The 26,396-nt window shown below is 53.6% G+C and carries 23 protein-coding genes and 1 pseudogene; 8 read left to right on the forward strand and 16 right to left on the reverse strand.

The annotated features are described in order from the left end of the window. Window positions 1-89: 89 nt before the first annotated feature. Genes RAC89_RS07350 through nikR form a run of 3 tightly spaced genes read right to left on the reverse strand, consistent with a single transcriptional unit; the run spans window position 90 to window position 2,696 of the window. Entirely contained in the window at window positions 90-1,760 is a 1,671-nt protein-coding gene (locus RAC89_RS07350) for a copper resistance CopC/CopD family protein (RefSeq protein WP_306612742.1), read from the reverse strand. Further along, a complete protein-coding gene (locus RAC89_RS07355; RefSeq protein WP_306612743.1) occupies window positions 1,750-2,169 on the reverse strand; it encodes a DUF2203 domain-containing protein in 420 nt (139 codons plus the stop codon). The genes RAC89_RS07350 and RAC89_RS07355 overlap by 11 nt, the downstream gene beginning before the upstream one ends. Further along, on the reverse strand, window positions 2,166-2,696 hold the full coding sequence (gene nikR / locus RAC89_RS07360; RefSeq protein WP_306612744.1) for a nickel-responsive transcriptional regulator NikR: 531 nt from the start codon (window positions 2,694-2,696) through the stop codon (window positions 2,166-2,168). The genes RAC89_RS07355 and nikR overlap by 4 nt, the downstream gene beginning before the upstream one ends. A 138-nt stretch (window positions 2,697-2,834) precedes the next feature. Between nikR and RAC89_RS07365 the strand changes: the two genes are divergently transcribed. From RAC89_RS07365 to RAC89_RS07380, 4 genes are all read left to right on the forward strand, one after another. Continuing rightward, window positions 2,835-3,203 carry a PadR family transcriptional regulator gene (locus RAC89_RS07365; protein ID WP_306612745.1) on the forward strand — a complete coding sequence of 123 codons (369 nt, stop codon included), beginning with the start codon at window positions 2,835-2,837 and terminating at the stop codon, window positions 3,201-3,203. Next, window positions 3,175-3,987 (forward strand): permease prefix domain 1-containing protein, encoded by an 813-nt coding sequence (locus RAC89_RS07370; protein WP_306612746.1) that lies wholly within the window; start codon window positions 3,175-3,177, stop codon window positions 3,985-3,987. The genes RAC89_RS07365 and RAC89_RS07370 overlap by 29 nt, the downstream gene beginning before the upstream one ends. Before the next feature lie 439 nt (window positions 3,988-4,426). Next, window positions 4,427-6,652 carry a ribonucleoside-diphosphate reductase subunit alpha gene (locus tag RAC89_RS07375; protein WP_306612747.1) on the forward strand — a complete coding sequence of 742 codons (2,226 nt, stop codon included), beginning with the start codon at window positions 4,427-4,429 and terminating at the stop codon, window positions 6,650-6,652. 220 nt (window positions 6,653-6,872) lie between these two features. Further along, complete coding sequence (locus tag RAC89_RS07380) at window positions 6,873-7,910, forward strand: ribonucleotide-diphosphate reductase subunit beta (RefSeq protein WP_284641578.1); 1,038 nt, start codon at window positions 6,873-6,875, stop codon at window positions 7,908-7,910. 76 nt (window positions 7,911-7,986) lie between these two features. Here the strand turns inward: RAC89_RS07380 and RAC89_RS07385 are convergent, their stop codons facing one another. Then, entirely contained in the window at window positions 7,987-9,720 is a 1,734-nt protein-coding gene (locus tag RAC89_RS07385) for a diguanylate cyclase (RefSeq protein ID WP_306612748.1), read from the reverse strand. Window positions 9,721-9,768: 48 nt separating this feature from the next. Beyond that, window positions 9,769-10,149 carry a response regulator gene (locus RAC89_RS07390; RefSeq protein WP_284641582.1) on the reverse strand — a complete coding sequence of 127 codons (381 nt, stop codon included), beginning with the start codon at window positions 10,147-10,149 and terminating at the stop codon, window positions 9,769-9,771. Between the two features lie 218 nt (window positions 10,150-10,367). On the opposite strand from RAC89_RS07390, the gene RAC89_RS07395 reads away from it, so the two are divergent. Next, a complete protein-coding gene (locus RAC89_RS07395; protein ID WP_284641584.1) occupies window positions 10,368-10,754 on the forward strand; it encodes a hypothetical protein in 387 nt (128 codons plus the stop codon). A 9-nt stretch (window positions 10,755-10,763) separates the two neighbouring features. On the opposite strand, the gene RAC89_RS07400 is transcribed toward RAC89_RS07395, so the two are convergent. After that, complete coding sequence (locus RAC89_RS07400; RefSeq protein WP_306612749.1) at window positions 10,764-11,150, reverse strand: gamma-glutamylcyclotransferase family protein; 387 nt, start codon at window positions 11,148-11,150, stop codon at window positions 10,764-10,766. 142 nt (window positions 11,151-11,292) lie between these two features. On the opposite strand from RAC89_RS07400, the gene RAC89_RS07405 reads away from it, so the two are divergent. Next, a complete protein-coding gene (locus tag RAC89_RS07405; protein WP_306612750.1) occupies window positions 11,293-11,433 on the forward strand; it encodes an N-acetylmuramoyl-L-alanine amidase in 141 nt (46 codons plus the stop codon). A 14-nt stretch (window positions 11,434-11,447) separates the two neighbouring features. On the opposite strand, the gene RAC89_RS07410 is transcribed toward RAC89_RS07405, so the two are convergent. The 5 genes and pseudogenes from RAC89_RS07410 to RAC89_RS07435 form a co-directional block, all read right to left on the reverse strand. Then, window positions 11,448-12,230 (reverse strand): LamB/YcsF family protein, encoded by a 783-nt coding sequence (locus RAC89_RS07410; RefSeq protein WP_306612751.1) that lies wholly within the window; start codon window positions 12,228-12,230, stop codon window positions 11,448-11,450. A 90-nt stretch (window positions 12,231-12,320) separates the two neighbouring features. Next, a complete protein-coding gene (locus RAC89_RS07415; protein ID WP_284641591.1) occupies window positions 12,321-12,626 on the reverse strand; it encodes a CD3324 family protein in 306 nt (101 codons plus the stop codon). A 706-nt stretch (window positions 12,627-13,332) separates the two neighbouring features. Further along, a pseudogene (locus RAC89_RS07425) lies at window positions 13,333-14,324 on the reverse strand (5-oxoprolinase subunit C family protein). Then, window positions 14,321-15,109 (reverse strand): 5-oxoprolinase subunit PxpB, encoded by a 789-nt coding sequence (gene pxpB / locus RAC89_RS07430; RefSeq protein WP_306612752.1) that lies wholly within the window; start codon window positions 15,107-15,109, stop codon window positions 14,321-14,323. The pseudogene RAC89_RS07425 and the gene pxpB overlap by 4 nt, the downstream one beginning before the upstream one ends. A 6-nt stretch (window positions 15,110-15,115) precedes the next feature. Then, window positions 15,116-15,919: an alpha/beta hydrolase gene (locus RAC89_RS07435; RefSeq protein ID WP_306612753.1), complete on the reverse strand. Its 804-nt coding sequence runs from the start codon at window positions 15,917-15,919 to the stop codon at window positions 15,116-15,118. A 193-nt stretch (window positions 15,920-16,112) separates the two neighbouring features. Here RAC89_RS07435 and RAC89_RS07440 point away from each other — a divergent pair, with 193 nt between their 5' ends. Then, on the forward strand, window positions 16,113-16,787 hold the full coding sequence (locus RAC89_RS07440; RefSeq protein WP_306612754.1) for a DNA-binding response regulator: 675 nt from the start codon (window positions 16,113-16,115) through the stop codon (window positions 16,785-16,787). 653 nt (window positions 16,788-17,440) lie between these two features. On the opposite strand, the gene RAC89_RS07445 is transcribed toward RAC89_RS07440, so the two are convergent. Further along, window positions 17,441-19,033, reverse strand: coding sequence for a bifunctional metallophosphatase/5'-nucleotidase (locus RAC89_RS07445; protein ID WP_306612755.1), 1,593 nt, complete (start codon window positions 19,031-19,033; stop codon window positions 17,441-17,443). A gap of 226 nt (window positions 19,034-19,259) precedes the next feature. Here RAC89_RS07445 and RAC89_RS07450 point away from each other — a divergent pair, with 226 nt between their 5' ends. Beyond that, window positions 19,260-20,234 (forward strand): phosphate/phosphite/phosphonate ABC transporter substrate-binding protein, encoded by a 975-nt coding sequence (locus RAC89_RS07450; protein WP_306612756.1) that lies wholly within the window; start codon window positions 19,260-19,262, stop codon window positions 20,232-20,234. Between the two features lie 111 nt (window positions 20,235-20,345). Here the strand turns inward: RAC89_RS07450 and RAC89_RS07455 are convergent, their stop codons facing one another. The 4 genes from RAC89_RS07455 to RAC89_RS07470 all read right to left on the reverse strand — a co-directional run bounded on the left by RAC89_RS07455 (window position 20,346) and on the right by RAC89_RS07470 (window position 26,371). Then, window positions 20,346-21,884, reverse strand: coding sequence for an extracellular solute-binding protein (locus RAC89_RS07455; protein WP_306612757.1), 1,539 nt, complete (start codon window positions 21,882-21,884; stop codon window positions 20,346-20,348). A gap of 33 nt (window positions 21,885-21,917) precedes the next feature. Then, entirely contained in the window at window positions 21,918-22,790 is an 873-nt protein-coding gene (locus tag RAC89_RS07460) for a carbohydrate ABC transporter permease (protein WP_306612758.1), read from the reverse strand. Window positions 22,791-22,818: 28 nt separating this feature from the next. Beyond that, complete coding sequence (locus RAC89_RS07465; RefSeq protein ID WP_306612760.1) at window positions 22,819-23,778, reverse strand: ABC transporter permease; 960 nt, start codon at window positions 23,776-23,778, stop codon at window positions 22,819-22,821. A gap of 256 nt (window positions 23,779-24,034) precedes the next feature. After that, window positions 24,035-26,371, reverse strand: coding sequence for a helix-turn-helix domain-containing protein (locus tag RAC89_RS07470; protein ID WP_306612762.1), 2,337 nt, complete (start codon window positions 26,369-26,371; stop codon window positions 24,035-24,037). Window positions 26,372-26,396 lie beyond the last annotated feature (25 nt).

Genomic DNA, 26,396 nt, shown 5'->3' on the forward strand with positions numbered 1-26,396 from the left:
GGACAAGCGAACATTTAGTTCTTAAGTCCCAATAATACAACAAAAGACTCCTTCGAATACTGTCGAAAGGAGCCTTCTCACTTCATATTTTAGTAAACGCGCATTTCTTGCTCGTACACCGTTTCATTGTCTTCCCGATCCATGACGCGAACCTCCACCTTCCAGTGCCCTGGATAAGGCAGGTAAGGCCCCCTCGCTTTGTACGTATGTTTGGGCATTCCGTAGGATTCGTCCGCGCTTGTATCTTCCACAGGCTGAAGAGGCACCATAAGCGGAGCGATTTCCTTAGAAGAACTTCTCTCCTGCAGCTTAAGGATCACCTGCTTCGGTTTCCCCAGCTCTTCAGGCAGCCATACCTTGACTGTAAAATCGTTCACACCCGGTGCATTCGGCGTTATCTGCGTCGTCATATGAATGCGTTCCCCCATTACATGCCATTGAAGCGGCTTGTTCGGCGGCAAGGGAGACAAGTAAGTGAAGATACCGACAATGATCACGATCAGACTCATCAGCACCCCGTCGGCCATCATCAGCACGCCGGGCGACCGTTCATCCCCCTTGCGGATCCCTCTTCTAATAAGGAAAGCAGTCATAACGACGGCGAGAACCAATACGGTTTTGGCTATAACAAATTGACCCCAGCCCGTCTCCACGACATACCTTACATCCGGGAGAAAAAGAAACACCGACAACACACCGGACACCGCTAGAAGCAGAATACTGAGCAGCGCAACGGCGGAGAAGGAAGGATAAAGCCGCTTAGCATCGTCTCGGCTATAACGCCACAAGAATATCAGCATCAGCAGCCCGCCTGTCCATATGGACGCGGAGGCCAAATGCAGCCAGTCCAAGGTCAGTGTCTCACTTACCGGTTCGAATGCGGCGGCGTGACCAAGCAGCGCCTTGCAGAACCACGCCAAAGCGACCCAGATATAATCCAGTACGCTGCTTCTATGCAGCATAAGGAAGGACACTAGCGCCAGAATCAGGCCACCCAGCCACGCAGGGCCGATCGTCGTACGGGTAAAGAGACTGAGCAGCTCTTCACGCCCGCCGTCTCCAATGAGGGCAAATAAGTGTACCCAAATAAATACGATAAACACCAGCAGATAAGCCTGCTGCAGGCGTGTACCTATGCCTTGGAGCCGCTCTTTGCCGGACGCGGAAACGTCCTTCGGCAGCCAGCGTAGCCAGAGCAGCCATCCGGTGAAGGAAAGGAGTATGAAATAATAAAGGATTCGAACGGCATAGGTCAGTTGATCCTTCCAGCCGGAGGTTTGAAACGGTGCCTCCTCTTGCCTGTGGGTATGCTCCAGCTGTGGAGCAGCCCCCACGGACGGCTTGTCCAGCGAGGTGCCGGAGGCAAAAACGTAAGTCCCCTCGACCGGATGTCCGTCAGCGGAAATGACGCGATACGTGACGACATACGTCCCTGGATTCAACGGCGGAAGCTCCAGGGAGAGCTGCATGCGGTTCTGGCTCATTACCGGTGGTCGATCGGTGACGCTCTTTTTGTTTCGGTCCAGTACGCGTAATGAATACAAGCTTTCTTCCAGACGTTCATTAAAAGTAAGAACGACCTGCTTCGGCGGGCTGGAGAGCTCGCTATCGGCAGCAGGAACGGCTTCGAGCAGCGAAGCATGCGCATCGGCAGCGGAGCCGCCGGCGAGACTCCCGATCGGAACCATCAGGACCAGGAGCATGACAAGCAGCCATCTGCCTACGATTTTTGCTGTGCTTCCCATACGGCTATGTCTCATTCTGCGCATCCCCCGTCAGCTTCCTCCGTCCGGCGAAGCCGTCGTGCATCCCATGATAATGCTCCACCCGCTCCTCGCCAAGCCGCCAGCATAACAGAACCTCTCGCCCGTTCATAACTGCAGGGAAATCGATCAGTCCGGAATCGATATCCTTCAGCTGTACACCCTTCATACGGAAGCTGTGCAGCAGGGTGTCCGCCTCCATCTGCATAAACTCGAGCTCTGCCTCCAGCGTGAAGAAAGGATCCTCCCCCTCCGTCATGCCATGCCTTTTCACATGCGCTTTCAATGCCTTAAGCTGCGAGTACTTGGCCTCGAAGCGGTGCTTTACCTTCTGAATCTGGTATAAGTCCAGCTTAATTGTCGGGAGAAGCGCGTCAGCTTCCTCCCGTGTAAAATATTTCTTCATAACGACGGCTCCCCCTCATGTCCTTGGCCTTGCCCATGGCCATATCCATGGTGATGTTCGTGGTGATGGGAATGCGTGTGTGGATGATCATGGGTATGATCCTCCATGCCGCCCTCCACATGAGTTACGGATAATTCCGCATAATATACGCCCTTCTGAACCTGAATCCTTTGCTGGAGCTCGCGCAGACGGCTAACGATGCCGCGAACGACGATGACCTCCAGACACTGCTTCGCATTCAGATGAATGTGAAGGGTAGAGTTGACCTCACGATGGTAATCGTGCTGGAGCTCCGTAAGCACCATCGGCAAATCGCTGATGTGGTGGTCGTACACCATCACGATAGTCCCCGCCGCCAGTTGATCCCCACGGATCAGCGAAGGCTCAAGAAGCGCCTTGCGGACCAGATCGCGAATTGCCTCCGAGCGGTTATCGTAACCCTGTTCGACAATTCTCGCGTCAAACTGCTCCATTAACGTCTGCGGCATAGAAATACCGAAACGAATGAGGGTATCTTTTTCCTGCATACCTTCTCTTCCTCTCTCTTCAATATACTAAATGTAGCATATTCCAGAGATACAAACCAAATTTACAATTAACCGTTGCATAACCAGGTACTCTATATTATTATGTACTTAATCATATGAAGGCGAGGTTTGACGGCTGTGGAGGTTGACAAGGAGCTTTTGAAAGGAAATATCGATTCGATGCTGCTCTCTCTCCTTCTGGACAAGCCCATGTACGGCTACGAGCTCTCCAAGCGGGTTCGCGAGAAGAGCCGCGGACAGTTCGAGCTGAAGGAAGGAACGCTTTACCTTGCTCTAAAGCGTCTGGAAAAGCACGGCTATATCGAGGCTTTCTGGGGCGAGGAGGCCGAGTCCGGGGGCGGGAGACGCAAGTATTACCGCCTCCTCCGTCCCGGAGAAGAACGCTTCCTGCAGAAACAGGCGGAGTGGCGATTTATGCGCGACATTATGGATACTTTTTTCGGAGGAGGAGCCGGGAATGAACGACAAGACAAAGCGTCGAATTGAAGACTACATACAAAGCGTATTTCGAGGGTTCGAGGGGGATCCCCAGGAACTGGAGGAGCTCAAGGAGGAGATGCGAGTCCATCTGCTGGAAGCCGTAAAGGAGCTGCAGGAGGAGGGGCTATCGGAGGAGGCCGGCGTTTCGCTCGCTCTTGAGCGATTCGGCAGCGGGAAGCAGCTTCAGCATGAAATGCTGAGTACCCTCTCCGTGCAGCATGTGTTCGCGCGCAGGCTTCTGTATGTGTCAATGGCATTCGCTCTGATCGGTGTCTTGATCTTCGGATATTTCTTCGCTCAAGAGCAGCTGCACATGGCTCAGAAATCCAAGCTGGATACAGGTGTATGGGAGCTTCTTAAAGGTCAAACGGAAATCACGCCGCAGCTGCGCGAGCGGCTCGATCGCCTGGCTTCCGAGAATTTGTACGGGACCGAATATATCGCTCTCTTTCGCGCGGAAACACTGCTGGAGGATCCGTTCCCTACCGCGCTGGAGAAGGCGGTCTATCTGTACCCGCGGGATGCGGTATACGACGAATATCATGGCGCGGGCGGCGGTAGCGGTCCGGAATGGGCTATGCAGTCTCAGACAGACCCTGCTCTGCATACCGGCTACCGTCAGGGCTGGAGTCTGCCCTTCTTCGCCGTATATTGGGTGCTGTTCGCTCTTTGGGGAATCATTACCGCCTACCATCAACGAAGACTTTCCTTGGCATGGGTGCTTCTGTTCTCCCTTCTTAATTTCGCCGGGTATGCGCTGTACCGGTTCCGCCGCAGGTGGGGCGGCTAGCTTGTATAGGGTTCGAGCTTGGTATATTTCCGAGACGAATCCTTTTTTATTTTCATTTATTTTCATGAATCGGCGAAACCCCTTGATGCACCTAGGAATCTACCGAAATGTCGAAATTTTAGGCAAATTTAAGAGATTGACAGGGGTGGTGCAAATGAGGTAAATTCTTCTTACGGCCTTCGACGGAAACAATATATAGTGTTATTAGGAACAACGAACTACGATATATTGTGTGACTGTCATGGAACAGTGTGGAAACTATTTTCGCTATGACTGCATACCGAAGGATGATCCGAGATTCGTAATTTTTTGTCATATCGGCACGAACTTATGCGCCAGACGCATGAGCGACAACCAGAGTGAAGGGCAATCTGCATGTATCCGCCACCCGGGCGGAGGGCATGCTTTTTATTTGCGAAGGAAAGGGAGATAAGTACTCATGATCATCGTCAAACGCGACGGCACGAAGGAAGAGCTAGTATTCTCCAAAATGAAGAAGGTCATCGATTTCGCCTGCGAGGGCTATCCAGAATGCGACCCGCTCGAGCTCGAAACCGCGTTGCTGCCTTTATTCCGCAACGGCATCACTACCAAAGAAATCCAGCGTCTCCTGATCCAAGTAGCGGTAGAGAAAACCAGCGTCGAGCAACCGAACTGGCAATATGTCGCCGCGAAGCTCCTTACTTACGATCTTTATAAAGAGGCCCGCTTGAACCGTAAATACGGGCACTTCGGCTATGGAGATCTTTATTCTCTTGTTACTTACTTAACGGATATGGGCCTCTACGGCAAATACATTCTTGAGCATTACACCAAAGACGAAATCTCTCAGCTAGGCGCTTATATCAAGCCAGAGCGCGACTATCTGATGAATTATATCGGTTTGAAAACCTTATCCGACCGCTACCTCATTCGCGGCTTGGACAAGGAAGTGCTGGAGCTGCCCCAGGAGCTGTTCATGGGCGTAGCGATGCATCTGGCCATGAAGGAGCAGGACAAGCTGCACTGGGCCAAGCAATTCTACGATGTGCTCAGCAAGCTGGAGATGACTGTGGCAACGCCGACACTCGCGAATGCACGCAAGCCGCTGCACCAGCTGTCCAGCTGCTTCATCGATACCGTTCCGGATAACCTCTGGGGCATCTACAACGTCGACCAAAGCTTCGCGCAGGTATCCAAGCATGGCGGCGGCATGGGCATCTACGTCGGCAAAGTGCGCAGCCGCGGCTCGAACATCCGTGGCTTTAAGAATGTAGCCGGAGGCGTTGTGCCTTGGATCAAAAATTATAACAATACCGCGATCGCGGTAGACCAGCTCGGCGTTCGATCCGGTGCGGTAGCCGTCTATTTGGATGTGTGGCATAAGGATATTTTCGATTTCCTGAACTTGAAGACGAACAACGGCGACGACCGCATGAAGGCGCACGACATCTTCCCTGGCGTTTGTATCCCGGACATCTTCATGAAGGCCGTCGAAGAGCGTCAAAGCTGGTACCTGTTCGATCCGCACGAGGTTCGCAAGCTGAAAGGCTACTCCATTGAAGACTCGTGGGGTGAGGAATTCGAACAGCGCTATTGGGATTGCGTAAATGACGAGAAGCTGTCCAAGGACGAGGTTCCTGCCATCGACATTATGAAGCGGATCCTGACGAGCTCCTTCGAGACCGGCACGCCGTTCCTGTTCTTCCGCGATACGGTCAACCGTGCGAATCCGAACAAGCATGCAGGCATGATTTATTGCTCCAACCTGTGTACGGAAATTTGCCAAAACATGAGTGCCACCGAGCTGGAGCAGACCACTCATGAAGACGGCATTATTACTACCAAAATGAAGAGCGGCGACTTCGTCGTGTGCAACCTGTCCTCTACGAATCTGGGACGCACTTATACAAAGGAAGACATTGAGCGCGTAGTTACAACCCAAATGCGCATGATGGACAATGTCATCGACTTGAACTACTATCCGATTCCGCAAGCGGAAATTACGAATAAGAAGTACCGTGCCGTCGGCCTCGGCTCCAGCGGCTACCATCAAATGCTCGCTCAAATGAAGATTCAATGGGAATCCGACGAGCATGTGGATAAGGCTAACGAGATCTATGAGTGGATGAACTTTTGCGCGATCAAGGCTTCCATGGAGATTGCTAAGGAAAAAGGCCCTTACCCTGCTTTTGAAGGCAGCGAGTGGCAGGATGGCTCCTACTTCGACCAGCGCGGCTACACCGGCTCCGAATGGCAGGAGCTGAAGGAACAGGTGAAGCAGCACGGCGTCCGCAACGGCTGGATGTTCGCTATCGCCCCTACGGCTTCGACATCTCTGATCGCCGGCTCTACCGCAGGGATCGATCCGATCTTCAACAAGTTTTTCGTGGAAGAGAAGAAGAACGCGGTTATTCCGCAAACGGCACCGAACCTCGGACCGGAGACCATGTGGTTTTACAAGGAAGCGCATCGCATCGACCAGCACTGGAGCATCAAGGCAGCGGGCGCACGCCAGCGCCATATCGACCAGTCGCAATCGTTCAACCTGTACATTACTCCGGAGCTTTCGGCGAAGGAATTCCTGGAGCTCTACATGGCAGCATGGAAGCACGGCTTGAAGACCGTATATTACTGCCGCAATAAGAGCTTGGAAGTGGAAGATTGTGTGAGCTGCTCGGCGTAAGGCGATTGAAGTAGTGCTAAGCGCCAGCCTTGGAGAAACGAATGTTCAACGTGATCACGGGTCACTCTAACGTAGTGCTTGTATTAGGAAGTCCCTTGCCGCTAGGCAGGGGACTTCCCATACGATATGCGGCCCTTGCATTACACGATGTATAAGAAACAATAGTACCGCCTTTGTCACGAGATACCAAGACAGGCGGATGGAAAGGGATGACTCAGCCTTGGATTTGCAAAAGAAAAAGCTTTTTAACGAGGATGGCGACCGTGACTGGGGCAAGCGCCGCATGATCGGCGGAAATACGACCAACCTGATTGAGCTCAACAACGTGAAGTACGATTGGGCTACCAAAATGTACCGTACCATGATGAACAACTTCTGGATACCCGAAGAAATTCCTTTGGCCCAGGATGCGAAGGACTACAAGTTCCTGTCTCCGGAAGAGCGCCAAAGCTACGATAAAATCATCAGCTTCCTGATTTTCCTGGATTCGCTTCAAACAGCCAACCTGCCGAACATCAATGAGTACATTACGGCGCCTGAAGTAAATCTTTGCCTCACCGTTCAGACGTTCCAGGAGGCCGTTCACAGCCAGAGCTACTCTTACATTCTGGACAGTGTTTGCTCTGCAGAGGTTCGAGACGATATTTACAACCAATGGCGCGAGGACAAGCATCTCGCACGCCGCAACCGGTTTATTACTGACCTCTACGAGCGTTTCATCGATGAGCCTACGACGGAAAACCTGATGCGTACAATTATGGCAAACTACATCCTTGAGGGCATTTACTTCTACAGCGGCTTCAGCTTCTTCTATGCCCTGGGTCGCCAAGGCAAAATGCTGGGCACCGTATCCGAGATCAAATATATTCAGCGTGACGAGCTGACGCATTTGGCCTTGTTCCAGAACATCTTCCGTGAAATTCGCAAGGAAAATCCGGAAATGTTCACCGACCAGCTGATCGAGGATCTGCGCGGCATGATGCGCACCGCCGTACAGCATGAGATCGAATGGGGCCAGTATATCACCAATAACAAAATTAACGGTCTCAGCAACGAGATCATCGACCAATACATCAAGTACATTTCCAACGAGCGCATGAAGAAGCTGGGTCTGGAAATTTTATACCCGGAAGTCGTAGACCATCCGATGAAATGGGTCGAGAGCTTCAGCAACATGAACAGCATGAAGACCGACTTCTTCGAGCAAAAGGTAACCAACTACAGTAAGTCCTCCAACCTGAACTGGGACGACCTGTAGGTCACTTGGCTATATGCCTTACAAAAGGAAAGGACCCTCCTGTCGGAAGGTCCTTTCCTTTTTATATTGGACATTGTTATGATGGCAGGTCCAGCAATTCCTTCACCTTCAGCTCCATCTCCACCATGGAGAAGGGCTTGTGCATAAAGGCATGAGCCCCCAGCTGCAAGCCGCGGCTCACATCGTCCTCGCGGGTGCGGCCGGAGAGCATAAGAATCTTCGTATCCACGCTTCGTGTGCGCGACTCTTGCAAACGCTCCAGAACGCCGAACCCGTCCATACGCGGCATCACCCCGTCTAGGACGGTCAGATCTACCGGCTTGTCCTTGAGAATACGCAGAGCCTCTTCCCCATTCGTTGCCTCAAGGAAATCAACCGGCAGATGTTTGAGCTTAGCGATGAGAATGGAACGCAGGATTTTGTCATCGTCTGCAATTAAGACGGTTTTACGCAGTTCAATGGAAGCAGTGGACTCCGCGACTGCGGCGACAGGCCTGTTATCCTTCACTAGCACACGGTTGCGTCCCGTTTGCTTGGCATCGTACATCGCCGCGTCGGATCTTTCGATCCATTGCTGGACGGACATGCCCGGCATCCACTCGGAAACCCCTGCGGAAAAGGTGATATGAAAAGCTTGTCCCTCATACTGGGCTACCGGTCCTTGATTCGTAAGCTGCAAAATATGCTCCAAGGTTTTCCTCGCATCGGAGGCATGGGTGTTCGGCAGCACGACGACAAATTCTTCCCCCCCAAACCGCGCAACGAGATCCGTCGCCCGCAGATGATGCTGAAGCATGTGCGCCAGCCCCTGAAGAACCAGATCGCCAATATGATGCCCATAGGTATCATTAATGGATTTAAACCGGTCAATATCGATGAACCCCAAGGAAATCGGTGCCGGATATCGGGAAATCCGCTGCAGCTCCGCTTGAATCTGGTGGTCAAAGTACCGCCTGTTGTATACCCCGGTTAACGGGTCGCGAAACGCCATCTGCTCGAAGGTTTTGGTCCGCTTCAGCAGGCTGTAAATCCGGGCGCTGAGCTCCCGATACTGGAACGGCTTGGACACGTAATCATCCGCCCCCAGATGAAAGCAGCGAACCTTGTCGTTCACATCACTGCGCCCGGATATGACAATAAGCGGAATCCATTTTAGCGTCGGATCCTCTTTCAACTGCTCGAACAATTCGTAGCCGCTTTGCGGGTGCATCATCAGATCCAAAGTGATAAGATGATACACATGCTCCCGAAGGAGCCGCTCTGCGGTTTCGACGTCAGCGGCTTCATCTACCGTATAGCCATCCAGCTTCAGCAAACGAACCAAATAGGAGCGAAGCACTTCATCATCATCAATGATCAGCAGTCGCTCTCCACTCGGTGCAGTCATCGTAAAAACCTGATGCTCATCAAGCTCCAGCTCGCGGGTATAAATGTCCGTCTCCATCTCAAGCTCCTGCACGATCGGGAGGCTTGCCTCGATACTCAATGCATACTTTTTGAGCAGAGCTTCCGCCGACGAGTTCTCCTCGAGCTTCTCTTCCGTCCACTGCCATACTTTAACGCAAGCTTGTCCCAGCGTACCGATACGCTCGAAGCCGAACATCGGCGCGCTTCCCTTCAAGGTATGCACCAGCCGATGGATGCGCCGCGCATACTGCAAAGCATCATCCGCTACTTGAAGCTGATGAAGCTCCTGGAGTTCTGCCAGCTGCTTGTGCAGAACTGCAATGTAACGCTTGCGTCCCTCCTTAAGCAAACGGGCCTCCCGTTCAATGCGCTCCTCCTCCGATGCATGTCTCAATTTCTTCACTTCCCGCTCTCATCATTATAGATAACGTATCTTTACCGGTAAGCGCCGCTAGCTGCCCTTGCGGATCAGCTCCTCCACGATGTCCAGCAGCTGCAAAGGGCTAAACGGCTTGACGATATATTGAGACACCCCGGCTGCTTTCGCCCGTTCCCGATCCTTATCCAAGGCCTTGGCTGTCAGCAGGATAACCGGAGCCTCCCGATTCGCATTCTCCTCGCTTCGCAGCCACTCGCATACCTCGACCCCGGTCCTCTCCGGCATCATATAATCCAAAATAATTAAATCGAAGCGCTCCGATTCCAAATATTGCTTCGCTTGCTCTCCGTCCTCAGCTTCCGTAATCCGGTACCCTTCGTCCGAGAGTGTTTCCGTCAATAAAAAACGCAGTGCCGCTTCATCGTCGGCAAGCAGGATCCGATAGTTTTCCATACGCAACTAGCCCCCATTCTCAGACCTCTACATGAATTCTTTCGTGTAAAGCATGTCATGGCCCTATTCCTTGTGTGTGTGAAAATACACCTAAACATATGGGCCAAAAGTATGATGTATAGACCCTTTGAACTATGGTATGATCAATGCATAAACGATTCTTGATTTAAATTTTAGTAATATTAGGAAAAACGCCCTATTGAGGAAGGATGATTCGAATGGACAACATTGATCACTTAATTCGCAAGGTGTCCAAGTATGTGTCCTTCGGCCAGCCGATCGCTTCCGGTTCCGTCGTATCCCAGCGGGTGTCGGATCCTCGGATCCCCATGCTCGCCTATTATTTGTCGCTTAAAGCTTTAGAAGACGATAAAAATCATTACCACGAAGTGTGGTTGAAGAAGGATGGACTCTTCGCGATCACCGATGCCTGGTATCGGGAAAGCACGGTTTCCCGGAAGCTGCTGCAGGATAATTTGACATTCGAGCAGCTGAAGAAGCACTACGGTGACGAAGAATCCCACAACATCGCTTTGCGCATATCCGAAATTATAAAGAAGTCGGAAAAAGAAGACTGGAAGCCGTACTCCGCCAAACGTTTCTAAAGGTGGAGTTCAGGCTTCTATTTCGCGGTGCGCTCTCCACGAGCCGGATGGAATACAGGAGCAGCCGCGGGAGTCCGTCCAAACGTACACCCAGCCCTCCAGCTCCTCCTCCCTGTTATCGCGAATCCAAACCCGTTCATAATCATTGCTGCAGCCAGCGCCGTAATATTCCTCCAGCTGATCCATGGCAGCCAGCCCTTCTTCCGTAACAACCAGCCATTCCCCTAGGACCGTTTCCCGGATCTCGGGACCGGAGAGGACGAGCGCAGGGTATTCCCCGGCATCGTACAGCTTGCCGCGGACAGCACCGGGCCTTACGGACAGCAAGTAGGGCGATACCACATGGTGATTGGTTTCACCCGTCAACAGCGTTCCATAGACGAATACGCGGAGCATGCTTTGGGCTCACCTCGATTGGTTAGCGGTCCCCTACATCATATCATAATTACCTGGACTCGCACAGAACCTGCCACGCCGACGATTCACCATTTGTTTTTGCGGTACATAAACTGGAGAGAAAGAAAGGGGAGGATGACAGATGCTAAGTCCTGAGGATGCTAACAAAATCATACGCTTTCTGTCGGCGGCCTATTTCACAACCGAGTCGGAGGAAGCGCGGAAGGAATTCAACCGGCTGGCCAATGAGCTGCGCAAAGCGTCCGGGCAGCCGGCCGAATAAGGCTCAAGCCATACTTATGCACTGTACGGAGGCGCAACCCGAATCTGCTCCAGTCCCAGCGAAGCTCGAAGCCGCTCGGCCAGTCGGGGTGCCTCCGGCCCATCGCCGTGAAGGCAGAGCGTATCCGCTTGCAAGGGCACTACATGTCCCTGCCTTGCCAAGACATGACCCTGAACCACGATACGTTTCGCCTGTTCCGCTACTGCCTCCGGGTCATGCAGCACGGCTCCGGGCTGGCTTCTTGGCGTGAGCGACCCATCCTGCTCATAGCTTCGATCGGCGAACGCCTCGGATGCGCTTCTCAGCCCGATCGCATCGGCGGCCCGGACAAGCTCGCTGCCTGCGAGGCCGTACAGAATGAGGGACGGGTCCAGCCGATAAACGGCTTGCGCGATGGCGTCCGCCAGCGGCCTGCTGGCAGCTGCCATATTATAGAGAGCCCCGTGAGGCTTCACGTGATGAAGCGTAAGACCCTCAGCCTTGACAAAACCGAGAAGCGCTCCCGTCTGGTACACGATCAGGTCGAATGCCTCCTCCGGCGTAATGTGCATCGTGCGGCGCCCGAAGCCTTGAAGGTCGGGCAGCCCCGGATGCGCACCGATCGCCACCTGACTGTCGGCGCAAAGCTTCACCGTTCGGCGCATCGTCGCCGGATCCCCTGCATGGAACCCGCAGGCAATGTTCGCCGAGCTGATATAAGGCAGCAGCGCCTCATCCGCACCGATTCGGTACGCACCGAAGCTTTCTCCCATATCTGCATTGAGGTCAATGGTCATCGGTTTTGGGCTTGTCGTCATCGAGAGAGAGCCTCCTTTATCGTGAGAGTAAGTGCCGGACAAAGAATAAAAGCCAAAAGCGCACGCTCTTGGCCTCCGGTTCGTTCTATATTAGTGCCGCTGGCCGGCTGCTTCTTGGCGACCGGTCAAGCCGCGTGTTTTAACAATGATCTTGCGAATGCTGTCCTCCGACAGATGAAACTGCTGAATGAGCTCCGGTACGGTCGAGCCGTTCTGATACAGCCGGAAGATCTCATGATTACGCCGTTGAATGGTTTGCCGGGTGCCGTTGTTCTCGCCCCAGCCGGCGCGGACCTGGTCCTTTTTGGGAATATAGATAATCTCACCTTGGATGTAATCCTGAAGCTGCTTCAGCAGATTCGCAGGCAAAATATCCTTTCCGTTCTTGTACCCCATTGATGAATGCCTCCTTTCGCGCTTTCTTGTGCAAGAGCCTCGAAAGTTAACAGCATTCCCATCCACTCCTCCTGAACGCCTCGCCGTCTAGGGGCTAAGCGTGCGTCGTTCGTCGTTTGTAGGGGGCATAAAAATAAAAAAACACGATCAACCGCTCGTGTCCTGAATGCCTCGCATATGGTGTCATGATTCTCATGACGATCAGGTGTCGGTAATGGAGAAAACGCTATTCAGTTTCGTAAAACTCTTTTCCTGCCAATGTGCCTCCGTTAAATGTGCCTCCAACAATCTTCTTCATTGATGACACTCCTTTCACCTGAAATTTGGAATATCGCAAAATTGCGACTCATTGTTTCATTATACCTTATGTATGGGAAAAATGTCCATCGGACGTTTGTATTTTCTTATAACATTAGAATTTATAAGTTTTGAGCGGAGCTCAAGGATTCTAATGTTTCAAGAAAAGCTTCCTCTTGCTCACGAATGTACATCCCCGAGAGGGCTTCGATAGAAGCTTTTCTTATAGATCATTTATAAAGGGGCCCGAAGGCCCCGTAACTTGAGATCTCTGCTTACGCAGAGACCACCTCTGTCATTGTAATCATTGCTCTGATCACTCCTTTCCTTGAATGTCAGCTGGCCGGCTACGTACTTATTAACTCATATTCGCCGATCCGCCTCAAGGGAAGGAATGGTTATAACGAATTTATCCTTGCTCGTACCGATGCCTGAAGGACTTGCGGCTCTCATGCTCCCGCGCCAGATACAGCGCCTGCGCCTCAGCCTGTGAGATTTCCGCGAAGCGCAGTGTTCCGCCAGGCCGTACTTGGGCGATGAGCGGCAGGTCGACGGCGGCCGCCTGGGCGATCCGCGGATAGCCCCCTGTCGTCTGCGCGTCCGCGAGCGGACGATCGGCCGGCCGGCCGGAGGCACCTGTATGGTGCCGGGCACGACGGCCTCGGAAATCATATCGAGCGGCGCGCGCAGGGCAAGCGGCGAGCCGTCCAGTCGGCGACCCATGCGGTCCGACTGCGGGGTCAGGCGCCAGGTCGCGGAGAAGAAGTGTTCGAGGTCGCTCGCCTCGAACGCTTCGGCCTCGCGGCCGCGCACGACGCGGATCACCGGATGCTCCGCATACGGTGGACGCGCCTGGGCCGCGAGCGCCCATGGGGCGGGCGTGAGCGGCCCCTCGGCCGCGCCGAGTCGCGCGCGCTGCGTGGCGGCGAGGGCCGGCGCGGGCCGACGGGCGCAGGTCGCCTCGTCGCCAGGGCCCGGCCGGCCAAGCCGCCGAGCCGCGCGCGCACGAGCGTGCGCGGCTCGCGAGCGGGGCGGGCACGGCGATGCCGCCCGCCACCGCGAGCACCGCGCGCAAGCCGGCGCGCGGGGCCGAGGCGCGCGTGGTGCCGCGCGCACGAGCACGGGCCGCCAGCCGGGCAGCGGCGGCCCCTCCACGGCGCGCGCGTCCAGCTCGGCGCCGCACAGCGCGACCAGCGCATCCTCGCGGAAGCGCAGGGTCGCGCCAAGCATTGTCAGCTCCAGCGCCGCATGCTGCGGCTCGTTGCCGACGAGGGCGTTGGCCGCGCGCAGCGCGAAGGTATCGACGGCGCCGCCGACCGATACCCCGATGCCGCGATGGCCATACCGGCCCAGGTCCTGCACGGTCGTCAGCAGGCCCGGGCTTTCCACCAGGATGCTCACTCGTCGCTCGCCTCCTTCCGCTGCAGCCGCTCCAGCTCCGCATACTCGGCTTCGTCGAGCGGCACAAACCGCACCCGGTCGCCCGCCGTAAGCAGCGTCGGCGGCTCCCGGTCCGGGCCGAACAGCCTGAGCGGCGTTCGGCCGATCAGCTGCCAGCCCCCAGGACTGGGCAGCGGATAGATGCCGGTCTGGTGTCCCGCGATGCCCACCGACCCCGCTGGGACAAGCGCCCGCGGCTCCCTTCGCCGCGGGCTGAACAGCCGCTCCGGCAGTCCGCCGAGATACGGGAAGCCGGGCTGAAAGCCGATCATCTGAACGCTGTATAACGGCTCGCAGTACAGCTGGACTGCCTCCTTTTCGGATAGCCCGGCACGCTCGGCAACCTCCGCCAGATCCGGGCCCGCCTCTCCTCCGAAGAGGACGGGAATCGTGACGATACGACCCTCCGTTCGCGCTCCTTCGTCAGGCTGCTCGCTCCCGATGCCGGTCAGCAGCTCTCCCAGCCAAAGGGTCATCTGATCATGAGGTGACCTGTCATCTCCGATTCCCCGCTTCAGCATGTCCCGATACAGGATCAAAGGATCATAGAACACCGTGACACTCGTATAAGCGCGAATCCATTCCGTCACATAAGCGGGAGTTTGGCGGCGCAGGCGATGCACCGTCAGATCCACGAGCCTCTGGTTCTTATCCTCCATACCGCCCGGAAAGCGAATGACTACGGCCTGTTCCCCGAGCGGGTACAGCTCGTACAGCCGCCCCCCAGCTTCCTCCTGATTCACCATGCTCTCTTAGCCTGCAAAGCCGTGTTTCTTCAGCCATCTGCCGCACAGCTCCGGCCATGTCGATGCTTCCGCATGCTCCTTCGCCAGGCCAAGCCCGTGCCGCCCGCTTTCATATACATGCAGGTCGAACGGTACCCCGTGGCGGCGAAGCGCAGCCGCAAACATCAACGCATTCTCCACCGGAACAGACGCATCGTCCGCCGTATGCCATAGGAACGTAGGAGGGGTATCCGCTGTTACTTGCTTTTCCGACGAGAGCAGCTCCACCAGCTCCGCAGGCTCCGATTCGCCTAGCAGATTGCGTCTTGACCCGGCGTGGGCATGCTCCCCGAACGTAATGACGGGATAGCAAAGCACCAGCAAATCCGGGCGGCAGCTCTGACGCTCGATCGGATCAGCCGCATCGGCTTGTCCAAGGTCATAATGCGTACCTGCCGACGAAGCCAAATGCCCACCTGCCGAAAAGCCCAAAATCCCCACCCTTTGCGGGTCGATATTCCACTCCGCCGCATTATGGCGCACCATACGAATCGCTTTTTGCGCGTCGGAGAGCGGGTTCGGATGCTGGTAAGGCGCTACACGGTAGTGCACTACGAACGCGGAAATGCCGAGCGAGTTCAGCCAAAGCGCTATCGGCTCTCCTTCATGATCCGCTCTGCGCGCGTACCCTCCGCCCGGACATACCACGACAGCCGCAGCCGGCTCCTTGCTTTCTATGAGATAGGGAACCAGTGTAGGCTTATCCTCTGCCTCTTCCCCTAGTGCGTTCGGTGTTCCTTCGGGCCATAACAGCAGTCTTTCACGTTCCATCGATTCAGCCTCCCTAATGAATGGTTACATGGATAACTACAAAATGATCATACACTATCTTCCGTTTGCACATAACCCCTTTTTCCAATATAATCAAGGAGAATACGATCGGCAGTGAAGCACACGCCGCTTTCCATGAGGGGTCATTCCCTCAGGAGAGCGGCTTATTTGCTATTAGGGAGGAGTAGAAGATTTGTCTTTGTCAGCGTTCGAGCTACAGTATGAGGAGTGGATAACCCGGCATCGCATAGCAAGAAGGGGCGAGCGGCTGCGGCGGCTTGAAGAGGGTCATGCCTATGCGGAAAGGCATTTTATTAAGGAGGTGTGGTGGCCCGCCACAGGGTCATTTCAGTATTTGCATCCGGAGTATGAGGTATATGACTACAAGGACGGTACGAGATTTCTTGACTTTGCTTACATCCGTCCTCATCTGAAGCTGTGTATGGAGATTGACGGCTATGGTCCGCATCTGCGTCATGTGAGCAGGCACCGGTTCTCCGACCAATGGCAGCGGCAAAATCACCTCATCATCGACGGCTGGCGCATTCTGCGATTTTCGGCGGATGATGTCAGTGAGCGGCCCCGTTTGTGTCAGCAAATGATTCAGCAGTTTCTGGGCAAATGGCTGGGGGAGGATCGTGCGCTGCCGAATCTTACCCGGATCGAGAAGGATATCGTTACCCTGGCAATCCGGCTCTGCCGTCCTGTTACTCCCAGCGATCTTTGCGAGCATGTGGGTATAGAGAGTAAGTACGCTTATAAGCTGCTCCATCAGCTGGTTTCCAAGCAATGGTTCGCTCCGGCGAGCGGAACCAAGCGAATTCGCTCCTACCAGCTGACGATAGACAATAAAACCTTTTTGCTGTGAGCGGTTTGCCGGCAGCATAACGGATTTTCGATCCGTTATGCGGGGCAAATAACGCCCAAAACGGAAAATAACGGATTCTGGAGGACTTATTTTGGCCGAAACATGCGAGAAGATGCCCCACATGTTATTTTTCCGCCGAATAAGTTCCTCATAATCCGTTATTTCATCAAAACGCACACATCGCGGCAAAATAAGTCCCTCAAAGTCCGTTATACTAATGTAGAACCCCCAATCGCTCCTTATGGAATCGGATTCGGCTCCACCGTCGCACCCACCTGTACCGTCCCTAAGCTACGTACCTCTATTTGCCCAGGATCCCGCACGTTCGCCCGATTAACGGCACCGCGTGACGTTACTGCTCCCACACTCCCCGACTTCGACCTTCTCCCCCTACTTTAACGTCCCTGCTTACCTCTATTGCCCAGGATCCCCGCTCGCTCGCCCGGTTAGCGGCACCGCATGCCGTTACTGCTCCCACACTCCCCGACTTCGACCTTCTCCCCCTACTTTAACGTCCCTGCGTACCTCTATTGCCCAGGAACCCCGCACATCGCCGGTTAACGGCACCGCGGGCCGTTATCGCTCTCGCACATCCCCTGGCTCCGACGTCTCGCCATTTGCCCGGTATTATCGCCGTCCCCCAAACAAACGCTCTACTTCCCGTCCCACACAACCTCCCAGTTGTTGTTCAGCGTCGCCTGGATCGTGCCTCGCTCCATAATGTAGTTCGCCAGAAGCTCCGCCATATCCGTCGGGATGTCCTTCACAGCAGGCTTCCCTTGGAACATCGAGTAGTTGCCGCCGCCGCCCGCACGATAATTGTTCATCACCACGTCGTATTCGCCCTTCATATCCAGCGGCTTCCCCTCATATTCCAACCGTTCCACCCGCTCGCCGACAGGCCGCGAAATGTTCAGGCGGTAGGTTATCCCTTCCCACATATCGTAATTATAGTGCTGCGGCTTCGGATCGCTGAAATCGGGGCTCACTTCGATCGGACCTTCCCCATGATACTCGGCAAAATAGGACGCCGATCGCTCCAGCGCATCCTTAATGTCCTGTCCCGACACGCGAATGACCTGCAGCGTGTTCGGATACACGTAGTTGGATACGATGTCCCGCATCGTAATGTTCTCAGGAAAGCCAGGCGATACGTTATCGAATAATGCCGTATTGGAGATCGGCGCGCCGGATATCTCCATCTGCACCCGGTTGATAAATTCAATCAACGGATGCTCCTGCAGGCGTACCTGCTGGTGGTCGCGGACGAGCATATCCCCGGTCAGCTTGCCGATCGGCTGGTCGAGCCATACCTGGGTCAGCTCCTCATGAGGACGCACCTTCTCTACGACCGCTGCGTCAGGTACGACGCCTTCGGGCGACAGCAGCTCGGAGCGCTTTTCCGCTACGCGCCACCGGCCCGTATCATCCTTATGCAGTTTCAGCTCGACGCGCCCGAGGAAGGCGCCTGCAACCCCAGGCTGCACAATAACGACGCCATTCACTTCGATCCCCGACAGCACCCGGTGCTGATGACCCGTCAGCAGTACGTCAATCCCTTCCACTTCCGTACAGAGCGCGTACCCCTGGTTCTCGCCCGTGAGCGCCTCCGTCGGCACGCCCGTTGCGAGGTTCCGCTCGAAGCCGCCGTGGTACGAAACCACCACAATATCAGCCCGCTCTACTTCACGAAGCACCCGCACCCACTTCCGGGCCGTTTCGACGGCATCCTCGAAGCGCAGTCCCCGGATATGCTCCGCTTTTTCCCAATTCGGGATATATTTCGTCGTCAGTCCGAGGACTCCTACCCGCAGGCCGCCTTCAAATTCCTTCACCAGATAAGGCTTCCCGAAGTAAGGCTCCCCCGTTTGCTCGTTCACAATGTTGGCGGACAGCCAAGGAAACGCCGATTCGCGAATTCCCTTCTCCAGCAGCTCCAGGCCGTAGTTGAACTCATGGTTGCCGATTACAGCGGCATCGTAGCCCAGCTCGTTCAAGCTGTCGATCATAGGACTGATTACGCCCCCGTTCAGCTTCGCATGATGGTATGCCAGCGGCGTGCCTTGAATCAAGTCTCCATTGTCAATGACCAGCAGCGGCCCTCCCTTTTTGCGCTCTTCTCGTATCACTGTGGCCAGCTTGGCAAAGCCCGTTTCTGTAGGCTGATGATTCGCATATAGAATGGGTAGCATATTCCCATGAATGTCACTTGTCTCCAATAGGGTGAGAGTATATTCCTGCTTCATCCCGATCACTCCAATATATTTGGTATAATTTCACTTTTAGTTGGACATTCCTAACATACTCCCATAGTAACAACTTTGCTAATTGTATTCAATGTCGACAAGTTTACCCAGTAACCGACAAAAAACACCTTGCTTCACAAAAAATTTACTGTTCGCCCGGCAAAGTTATGTTATAGTAAGAAAGGATTTTCCAAAGAAAAACGTAATCTACAGGAGGTCAATTTACATGTTTAAAAAGTTTGCAGCAATCAGCTTATCCGTTATGCTGTCTGCAGGAATTTTGGCAGCTTGCGGCCAAAAGGCGGAGCCGACTCCGGCAGCACCGGCAGGGGGAGACAAAAACCAAGCAGCTCCTGCCGCTAAGGGCTACGTTCCTAAAGAACTGACGGTTCAATTCGTCCCATCCCAAAGCGCTGAAACGCTTGAAGCCAAAGCAAAGCCTCTTGAGAAGCTTCTTGGCGACAAACTGGGCATTCCTGTGAAGGTTTCCGTATCCACCAACTATAACACGGTTATTGAGGCGATGGCTTCCAAGAAGGTAGATATCGGCTTCCTCCCTCCTACCGGTTATGTGCTGGCTCACGATGAGAAGAAGGCTGTAGATCTTCTGCTTCAGGCTCAGCGTTATGCGATCGACGACGCTACAGGCAAAGAAGATCCTACGAAACTGGCTGACAGCTATAAATCCATGATTATCGTTAAAGCCGACTCCCCGATCAAGTCCATTGCTGACCTGAAGGGCAAGAAAATCGCATGGCAGGATGTTACTTCTTCCGCAGGCTACATCTACCCAGGTCTGGAAATGAAGAAAAATGGCGTAGACCCGGATAAGGACGTTACAGGCATCACGGTAAAAGGTCATGACAAAGGCGTTCTCGCCGTATTGAACGGCGAAGTGGATGCAGCGGCCATTTTCCAAGACGCTCGTAATACGGTTATGAAGGACTTCCCGGATGTGTTCTCCAAAACTCGCGTATTGTTCTTCACTGCCGGTATTCCTAACGATACGATTTCCGTACGTAACGATATGGATCCGGAATGGCGCAAGAAGATCGCCGACGCGTTCATCGCACTCGGTAAGGATCCGGAAGGCTCCAAGATCATCTTCGAGGTATACTCTCACCGCGGTTACGTAGCATCCGACGACAAGAAGTTTGATGTCGTACGCGACGCTAACAAGCTGATGTCAGGTAAAAAATAAGACGACAACGATCCCCGGAGCTCCTGAGCTTCGGGGATTTTTTACCGATATGCAAGAAGGGGCGAATCCTTCAAGCAGGTTTGTCTGCTTGAAGGATTCGCCCCTTTCCACTTACTTCTTTAATTTTTGATAAGCAGCCTTGTATTCAGCCATAACCTTATCGCCGCCGTTTTTCTTCCACTTGTTAACTTCCTCTTGATAGCCGGCTTCGTCGATTTTACCCATGATGAATTTGGTTTGAGCATCCATCATCTGCAGATCAAGCTCCTGGCCACGCTCCGAATAGGTCGGGGATTTCAGCGTCAGCGCCGGATTCGAGACAATATACTTGATGCCGTCGGATTCCATCTTGGTTCCTTTTTCCCCGATCGGCACGTCCTTCAGCGGCTTCACATTGTAGCCTTCAAGTACAGTCAGGTTATCGCGGTAAGGCTTCACTTCGCGCTGGAAGATATTAAAGCCGTCGCCAATGAATTCTGTCTTGCCGTCCGCCGTGTTACCGAAGTGCGTACCTTCGATACCGCGCAGCAGCAATGTCGACATCTCCGGCTCCATCAGCTTATCGAGGAAGCCGAGCACACGCTTCATTTCCGCTTCCGTCTTCACGGAAGATTTCGGAATGACGAAGAATCCGTTGTTTCCGTTCTCGGAGGCGATGCGGATACCCTTCGGCCCTTCGAAGCTGGCCACATCGATCACTGCACTTGGATTTGTCTTGTTCAGACGATCCTGCTGGCTTTTCCCGTTGGTGGCTACGCCGAATCGGAAGCCGACACGGCCTGTATCCATCCACTTCTCCGCTTCGGCAGCATCAAGCACGGCGAAGTCTTGATTCATCAGGTTCTCCGCATACAAGCGGCGGAACAGCTTCAAGGTCTCCATGAACTCAGGAGTCGTGTACTCCGGTGTGAAGTTCCCGTCCTTATCGACTCCCCACTTGTTGACGCCGCCAAGCATAACGGCAAAACGTGTCGTCATGGATGCTGCGCCTTCATTATATTTTTTGTGAAGGATGATACCGTAGGTGTCGTTTTTCCCGTTCTTGTCCGGATCGTTCTGCGTTAACGCTTTCATGACGTTGTACCATTCGTCCACGGTCTTAGGATAAGCGAGCTTCAGGTTATCCATCCAGTCCTTACGGTATACAACGGCTCCGCGGCCCATGTTGCGATAGAGCGGTACCCCGTACAGCTTGCCCTCGACAGATATATTCTCGAAGAATTGAGGATTTTGGGCACTCAGGTTTTTGTATTCCTTCAGATACGGACCGATCTCCCAGAACAGCTGGGATTCGATCGCATTTACAATGGTAGGGCCCTGAGTCACACGAAGCAGCTTCGGCATTTCGTTGGATGCCAGCATGACATTGATTTTATCGTTATAAGCGGAGGAAGGGATCCACTGGATATCCAGCTTCGTATTTGTAAACTTCTCGATGGCCTGCTCGACCGGATTTCCCTTCGAAGGGATATCGCCTACCTGAGAAATCGCAATGCTCAGGTCTAACGGAGCTTGATTCTGGCTCTGATTTTGACCTTGCTGACCGGCAGCAGGAGCCTTGCTCTCTCCGCCGCTGCTGCAGGCAACCGTAAACAGCATGGAGCTGACAACTACCGTGCTGACCAACGCACGCTTCTTTACTTTTTTCATTTGACATGACCTCCCATAATATGGTTTTGATTTTTACCCCTTTACGGAGCCCAGCATAACGCCCTTGGCAAAATGCTTTTGTAAAAACGGGTAAACGATGATAATCGGCAGCGTAGCGAAAACGATGACAGCCATTTTAATGGTAAGAGGCTGAATATTCATCTCGTCGACGCTCACATCACCCACCCGGCTGCTGGCATTGATAACGATCTCTCGCAGTAACACCTGCACCGGCCATTTGGTATTGTCATTGATGTACATTACGGCGCTAAAAAATTTGTTCCAATGGTCGACCGCATAAAATAGTCCGAAGGTGGCCATGGCCGGAAGCGATAACGGCAGAACGATACGCAGGAGAATACCCAGGTCGTTGCACCCGTCAATCTTGGCGGAATCCTCCAGCCCGTCCGGCATTTGCTGGAAGAAGTTCTTAAGCACGATTAGGTTAAAGGCGCTGATCGCCGTCGGAATCATGAGAGACCACAAGGAGTTGATCATGCCTAGCGACTTCACCACATAATAGGTCGGAATCAGCCCGCCGCTGAATAACATTGTGAAGAGTACGGCAAGGAGCATTAACCGGCGTCCCTTCAGATGTGGACGAGAAAGTGGATAAGCAAGCAGTGAAGTAAACAGCAGGTTAATGATGGTCCCCACCACCGTTACATAGATGGACACCCCCAAGCTGCGAACCAGCGTATCCGTGGAAAAGATGTATTGGTAAGCAGCAAGGGAGATTTCCTTCGGGTATAAGATAAAGCCGCCTTCCGCTACGATATGCGGTGCCGTGAAGGAGACCGCCAGAACATATACGAAGGGAAGAATACAAACAATCCCCATGATACCGAGCAAACTATAGTTCAAAGCATCGAAGAGCCGATTGCCCCATGTTTTATCATAATTCATGGCGTTCCGTCCTCCTTTCCTTCATAAATTAGTAAACGCCTTCCTCGCCGAAGCGCTTGGCCAGCCAGTTAGCGGATAGAACCAGCACCAGTCCCACAGCGGATTTGAACAAGCCTACGGCTGCGCTGTAGCTAAACTGCCCTTGAGTTAAGCCTTTGACATACACATACGTATCGAACACTTCCCCAACCTCGCGGTTTGTAGGGGTCAACATCAGGAAGATGTGCTCGAACCCGGAATCCAGGAAATTGCCGAGCCTCAGAATCAGTAATATGACGATTGTGCTTCGAATGGCCGGCAGCGTAATATGCCATAATTGCCGCCAGCGTCCCGCTCCATCCATCCTGGCCGCCTCATACAGCTGCAAATCGACTCCCGCAAGGGCGGCTAAGAAAATGATGGTGCCCCAGCCGACCTCTTTCCAGATCGATTGACCGACGATCATCGTTCGGAACCAGTCCGGCTCGAGCAGGAAAGGGATTTTCTCCCCCGTCATCATAAAGAGCAGCTCGTTCACCGCTCCCCCTTCGGTTGTGAAGAGGATATAGAAGATCCCGACTACGACTACCCACGAAACAAAATGGGGAATGTAAACGAGGGTTTGAACGAATCTCTTGTATCTCTCCAAACGGACCTCGTTCAGCATGAGCGCCAATATAATCGGCAGCGGGAAAAAGAAGACGAGATTGTAGACGGCCAGCAAAGCCGTGTTACGGAACAGCATCCAGAACTGATCCTCGCTGAAGAATCGTTCGAAATGCTTCATACCAACCCAAGGGCTGTCCATAAACCCAAGATGCGGTTTAAAGTCCTGAAACGCCATGATGAGTCCATACATCGGCACATATTTGAATACTAGAAAATACGCCAGGCCGGGCAAGGCCATAAAGTAAAGCCACCTGTCCTTCAGCAGTGCTTTGCCCCATCCTTGCCATCTTGATGGTGCGGCTGCCGTTGGCTGGACGTATTTTTTTTGGAGTGTGCTCATCCTCCCGCCTCCTTCCGAATGTGTTGTTTTCGCTTTCTGAGTCTCATTATGTCGTCCCCGGCCGTAACATGCTATACACCGGGGATAACCTCTTGACCCGAAGCGCCGTGAACGCCTGTCCTGCGGGCTTTTTCTCAAGAAATGAACCGGAAGCAACCATCAGCTATCCCAAGATAACCAAGTCCGCACAAAGAAAAAATCCCGCCGGAGCAGCAGCAGCCGCTGCTTATTCCGTTAAACGGGATTTCAAACCAATCTAGGGATTATATGGATTATTACTCTCTCGATACTGTCCCGGCGTCATGCCGACGATTTTACGAAATGTACGAATAAAGGCGGTTGTGTTGGAGTAGTTCAGCTTATCCGATATATCCGACACCTTCATGCTGGTGGACTCCAGCCATTGCTTGGCAAGCGTCATTCGATAGTCCGTTACATAATCGCTGAAGGTCATGCCCGTCTCTTTCTTAAAGACACGACTGACATACACCGGGTGAAAATGCAGCTCCGCCGCGCAGCTCTCCAGCGTGATTTCCTGATCGTACCGCTCCTGAATCATTTGAATGACCCTTTGGGCAATACTGAGGTATTGTGATTCCGACTGCAGCTGAAGGAACGATTCAATCGGCTCCAGCAGCTCGCTCTTGAACCATTCCCGAATATCATCGTGCGTGCTCATCCGCAGCAGCCGGCCGAAGGAAGCGCCCTCCCCAAGCACATGCTGCACTGTGCCGCCTTTCTCCTGAACAATCTGATATAAGCGCGACACCAGCTGCATCAATAAGGCCGGATATTCCTTGACGCTCAGTTGGCTTTCCGTAAGCTCGTTCATAAACTTATCCAGCCACGGAACGGCGCTGGCCATATTGCCCTGTCGGATCGCCTGAACCAGCTGATCCTCCGTCCACTTGAGCTGATTGTATGCCGTAGCAGCCATCTCGCTCATGCCGGAGCGCAGACCCTCGTAGTGCAAAATTAAGCCATTCCCCAAATAAATGCGGCTCTTCAACGCATCCAGGCTTTCATTGTAAGCCCGCGGCGCTTCGGACGCTCTTAGAAACGGACGGCTAATGCCGATGCTGACACTGACTTGAAGAAATTCCGAGACCTTGGATTTAATCAGCTCGCTTACTTCGTACGTGAACTCCAGCCAATCGGACTCCTGCTCGAAGTTCGTGGCCAGCAGGGTGACCTGCGACTGCTCCAGTAACACATGACTGAACCGCTGATGGGCGGGAATCAGCTCCCCGACCATGTTGTGAATAGCGAATAACAACAGCTCTTTGTCCGGTTCCCGGTAACGGGTATCCTGTAAGGTGTCGATCTGCAGCGTCAGGACCGCTAATTGTTTCCAATCGGACGGGAAGCCGTACTGCCGGATGCGGGAAGCGATATCCTTCTCCGACAGCTGCCCCGTAAACAGCTTCAGCATGAAGTAGTCCTTCAATTGGGAAAGATGATCCTGCATCTGCTGCTGAAGCCTCTGTCCGTTGCTAAACAAGGTAAGAAACCGCTCTTCAAGCGAACGGAATTCGTCCTTCCCCGACATCCCTTCCGTCTGCACCGCTTGGGTCATTTCGGCCAGCCTTTTGATCGGTCTGTACATTCTCCGGCTGACCACCCAGGCAATGAAGCCGACGACAACAAGCACCGCGCTGCAGGCTACCAAGGTACCCGTACCGATTTTCCTGGATTCTCGCGTTATCTCATCCAAGGAAGCAACGGAGACATAAATCCAACCGTTATATTTGGACTGACGGTAAGAGAACACCATCTCTTCGTCCCCCAGCTTGCCTTGAATAAAACCGACGGTTTGACCTGTCTGTGCAATACTATCGATAATCTGTGCATTGACCTGCAGGTAGGGAGCGGCCGTATCCTCGCTTCGCGCCAGGAAATCGATCCCATTGCGATCCATCATATAAATATGGCCCGATTGTCCTTCGGTGCTGTCAGCCAGCTTGGTTCTTAGCTGCGACTTTAAAAGATCGATGATTAGGAAGCCTTTGGGCTGCATCGTGTAAGGTAAAATCGGAAGCTTCACTACAAGTCGTAGCGTATCGGTGCGATGGACTCCCCCTCCTTCTTGTAAGGAGGACACACTGTAGCCGGTATCCCAGAACATATTGTTCGAGTGTGAGGCATAATCGGCCAGATGCTTGTTAATATCCAGCTCCTGCAAAGAGCTGAAGGAAGTGTAGTTCAATGCCCAGCCCTGCTGCTGGTGAATAAGGTAGCTTTCTTGAATGCTGAATGGAGTCTGCAAGCTGTACAAGCCTGAATGAAGTTCACGAATCCGGAGATAATTGGCAGGCGTAAGCGATTCGGCCATCGCTGCTGTGATGGAGGGCGAATTGGCAAGCTGCATAGCGGTAAGCTCGAGCTGCTTCATATTCTGCTCCATGCTCATCTGCGTCTGGGCCAGGAGCTGCATGTGGCTTTCCTTCGTTTTGTGCTCCACATCCTCCGCCGCAATGTAATAAGCATACAAGCCGAGGGCCATCACCGGGATGGCTCCGATAAACAAGCTAAATGCAAGCAGCAGCTTCATGTACTGGGGAACGTGCCCCGTCAGTTTCCACTTTGTGCGCATGATGGATGAACCCCTCACAGATAGC

The organism is Paenibacillus sp. GD4 (assembly GCF_030846225.1).
Taxonomy (GTDB): domain Bacteria; phylum Bacillota; class Bacilli; order Paenibacillales; family NBRC-103111; genus Paenibacillus_G; species Paenibacillus_G silviterrae.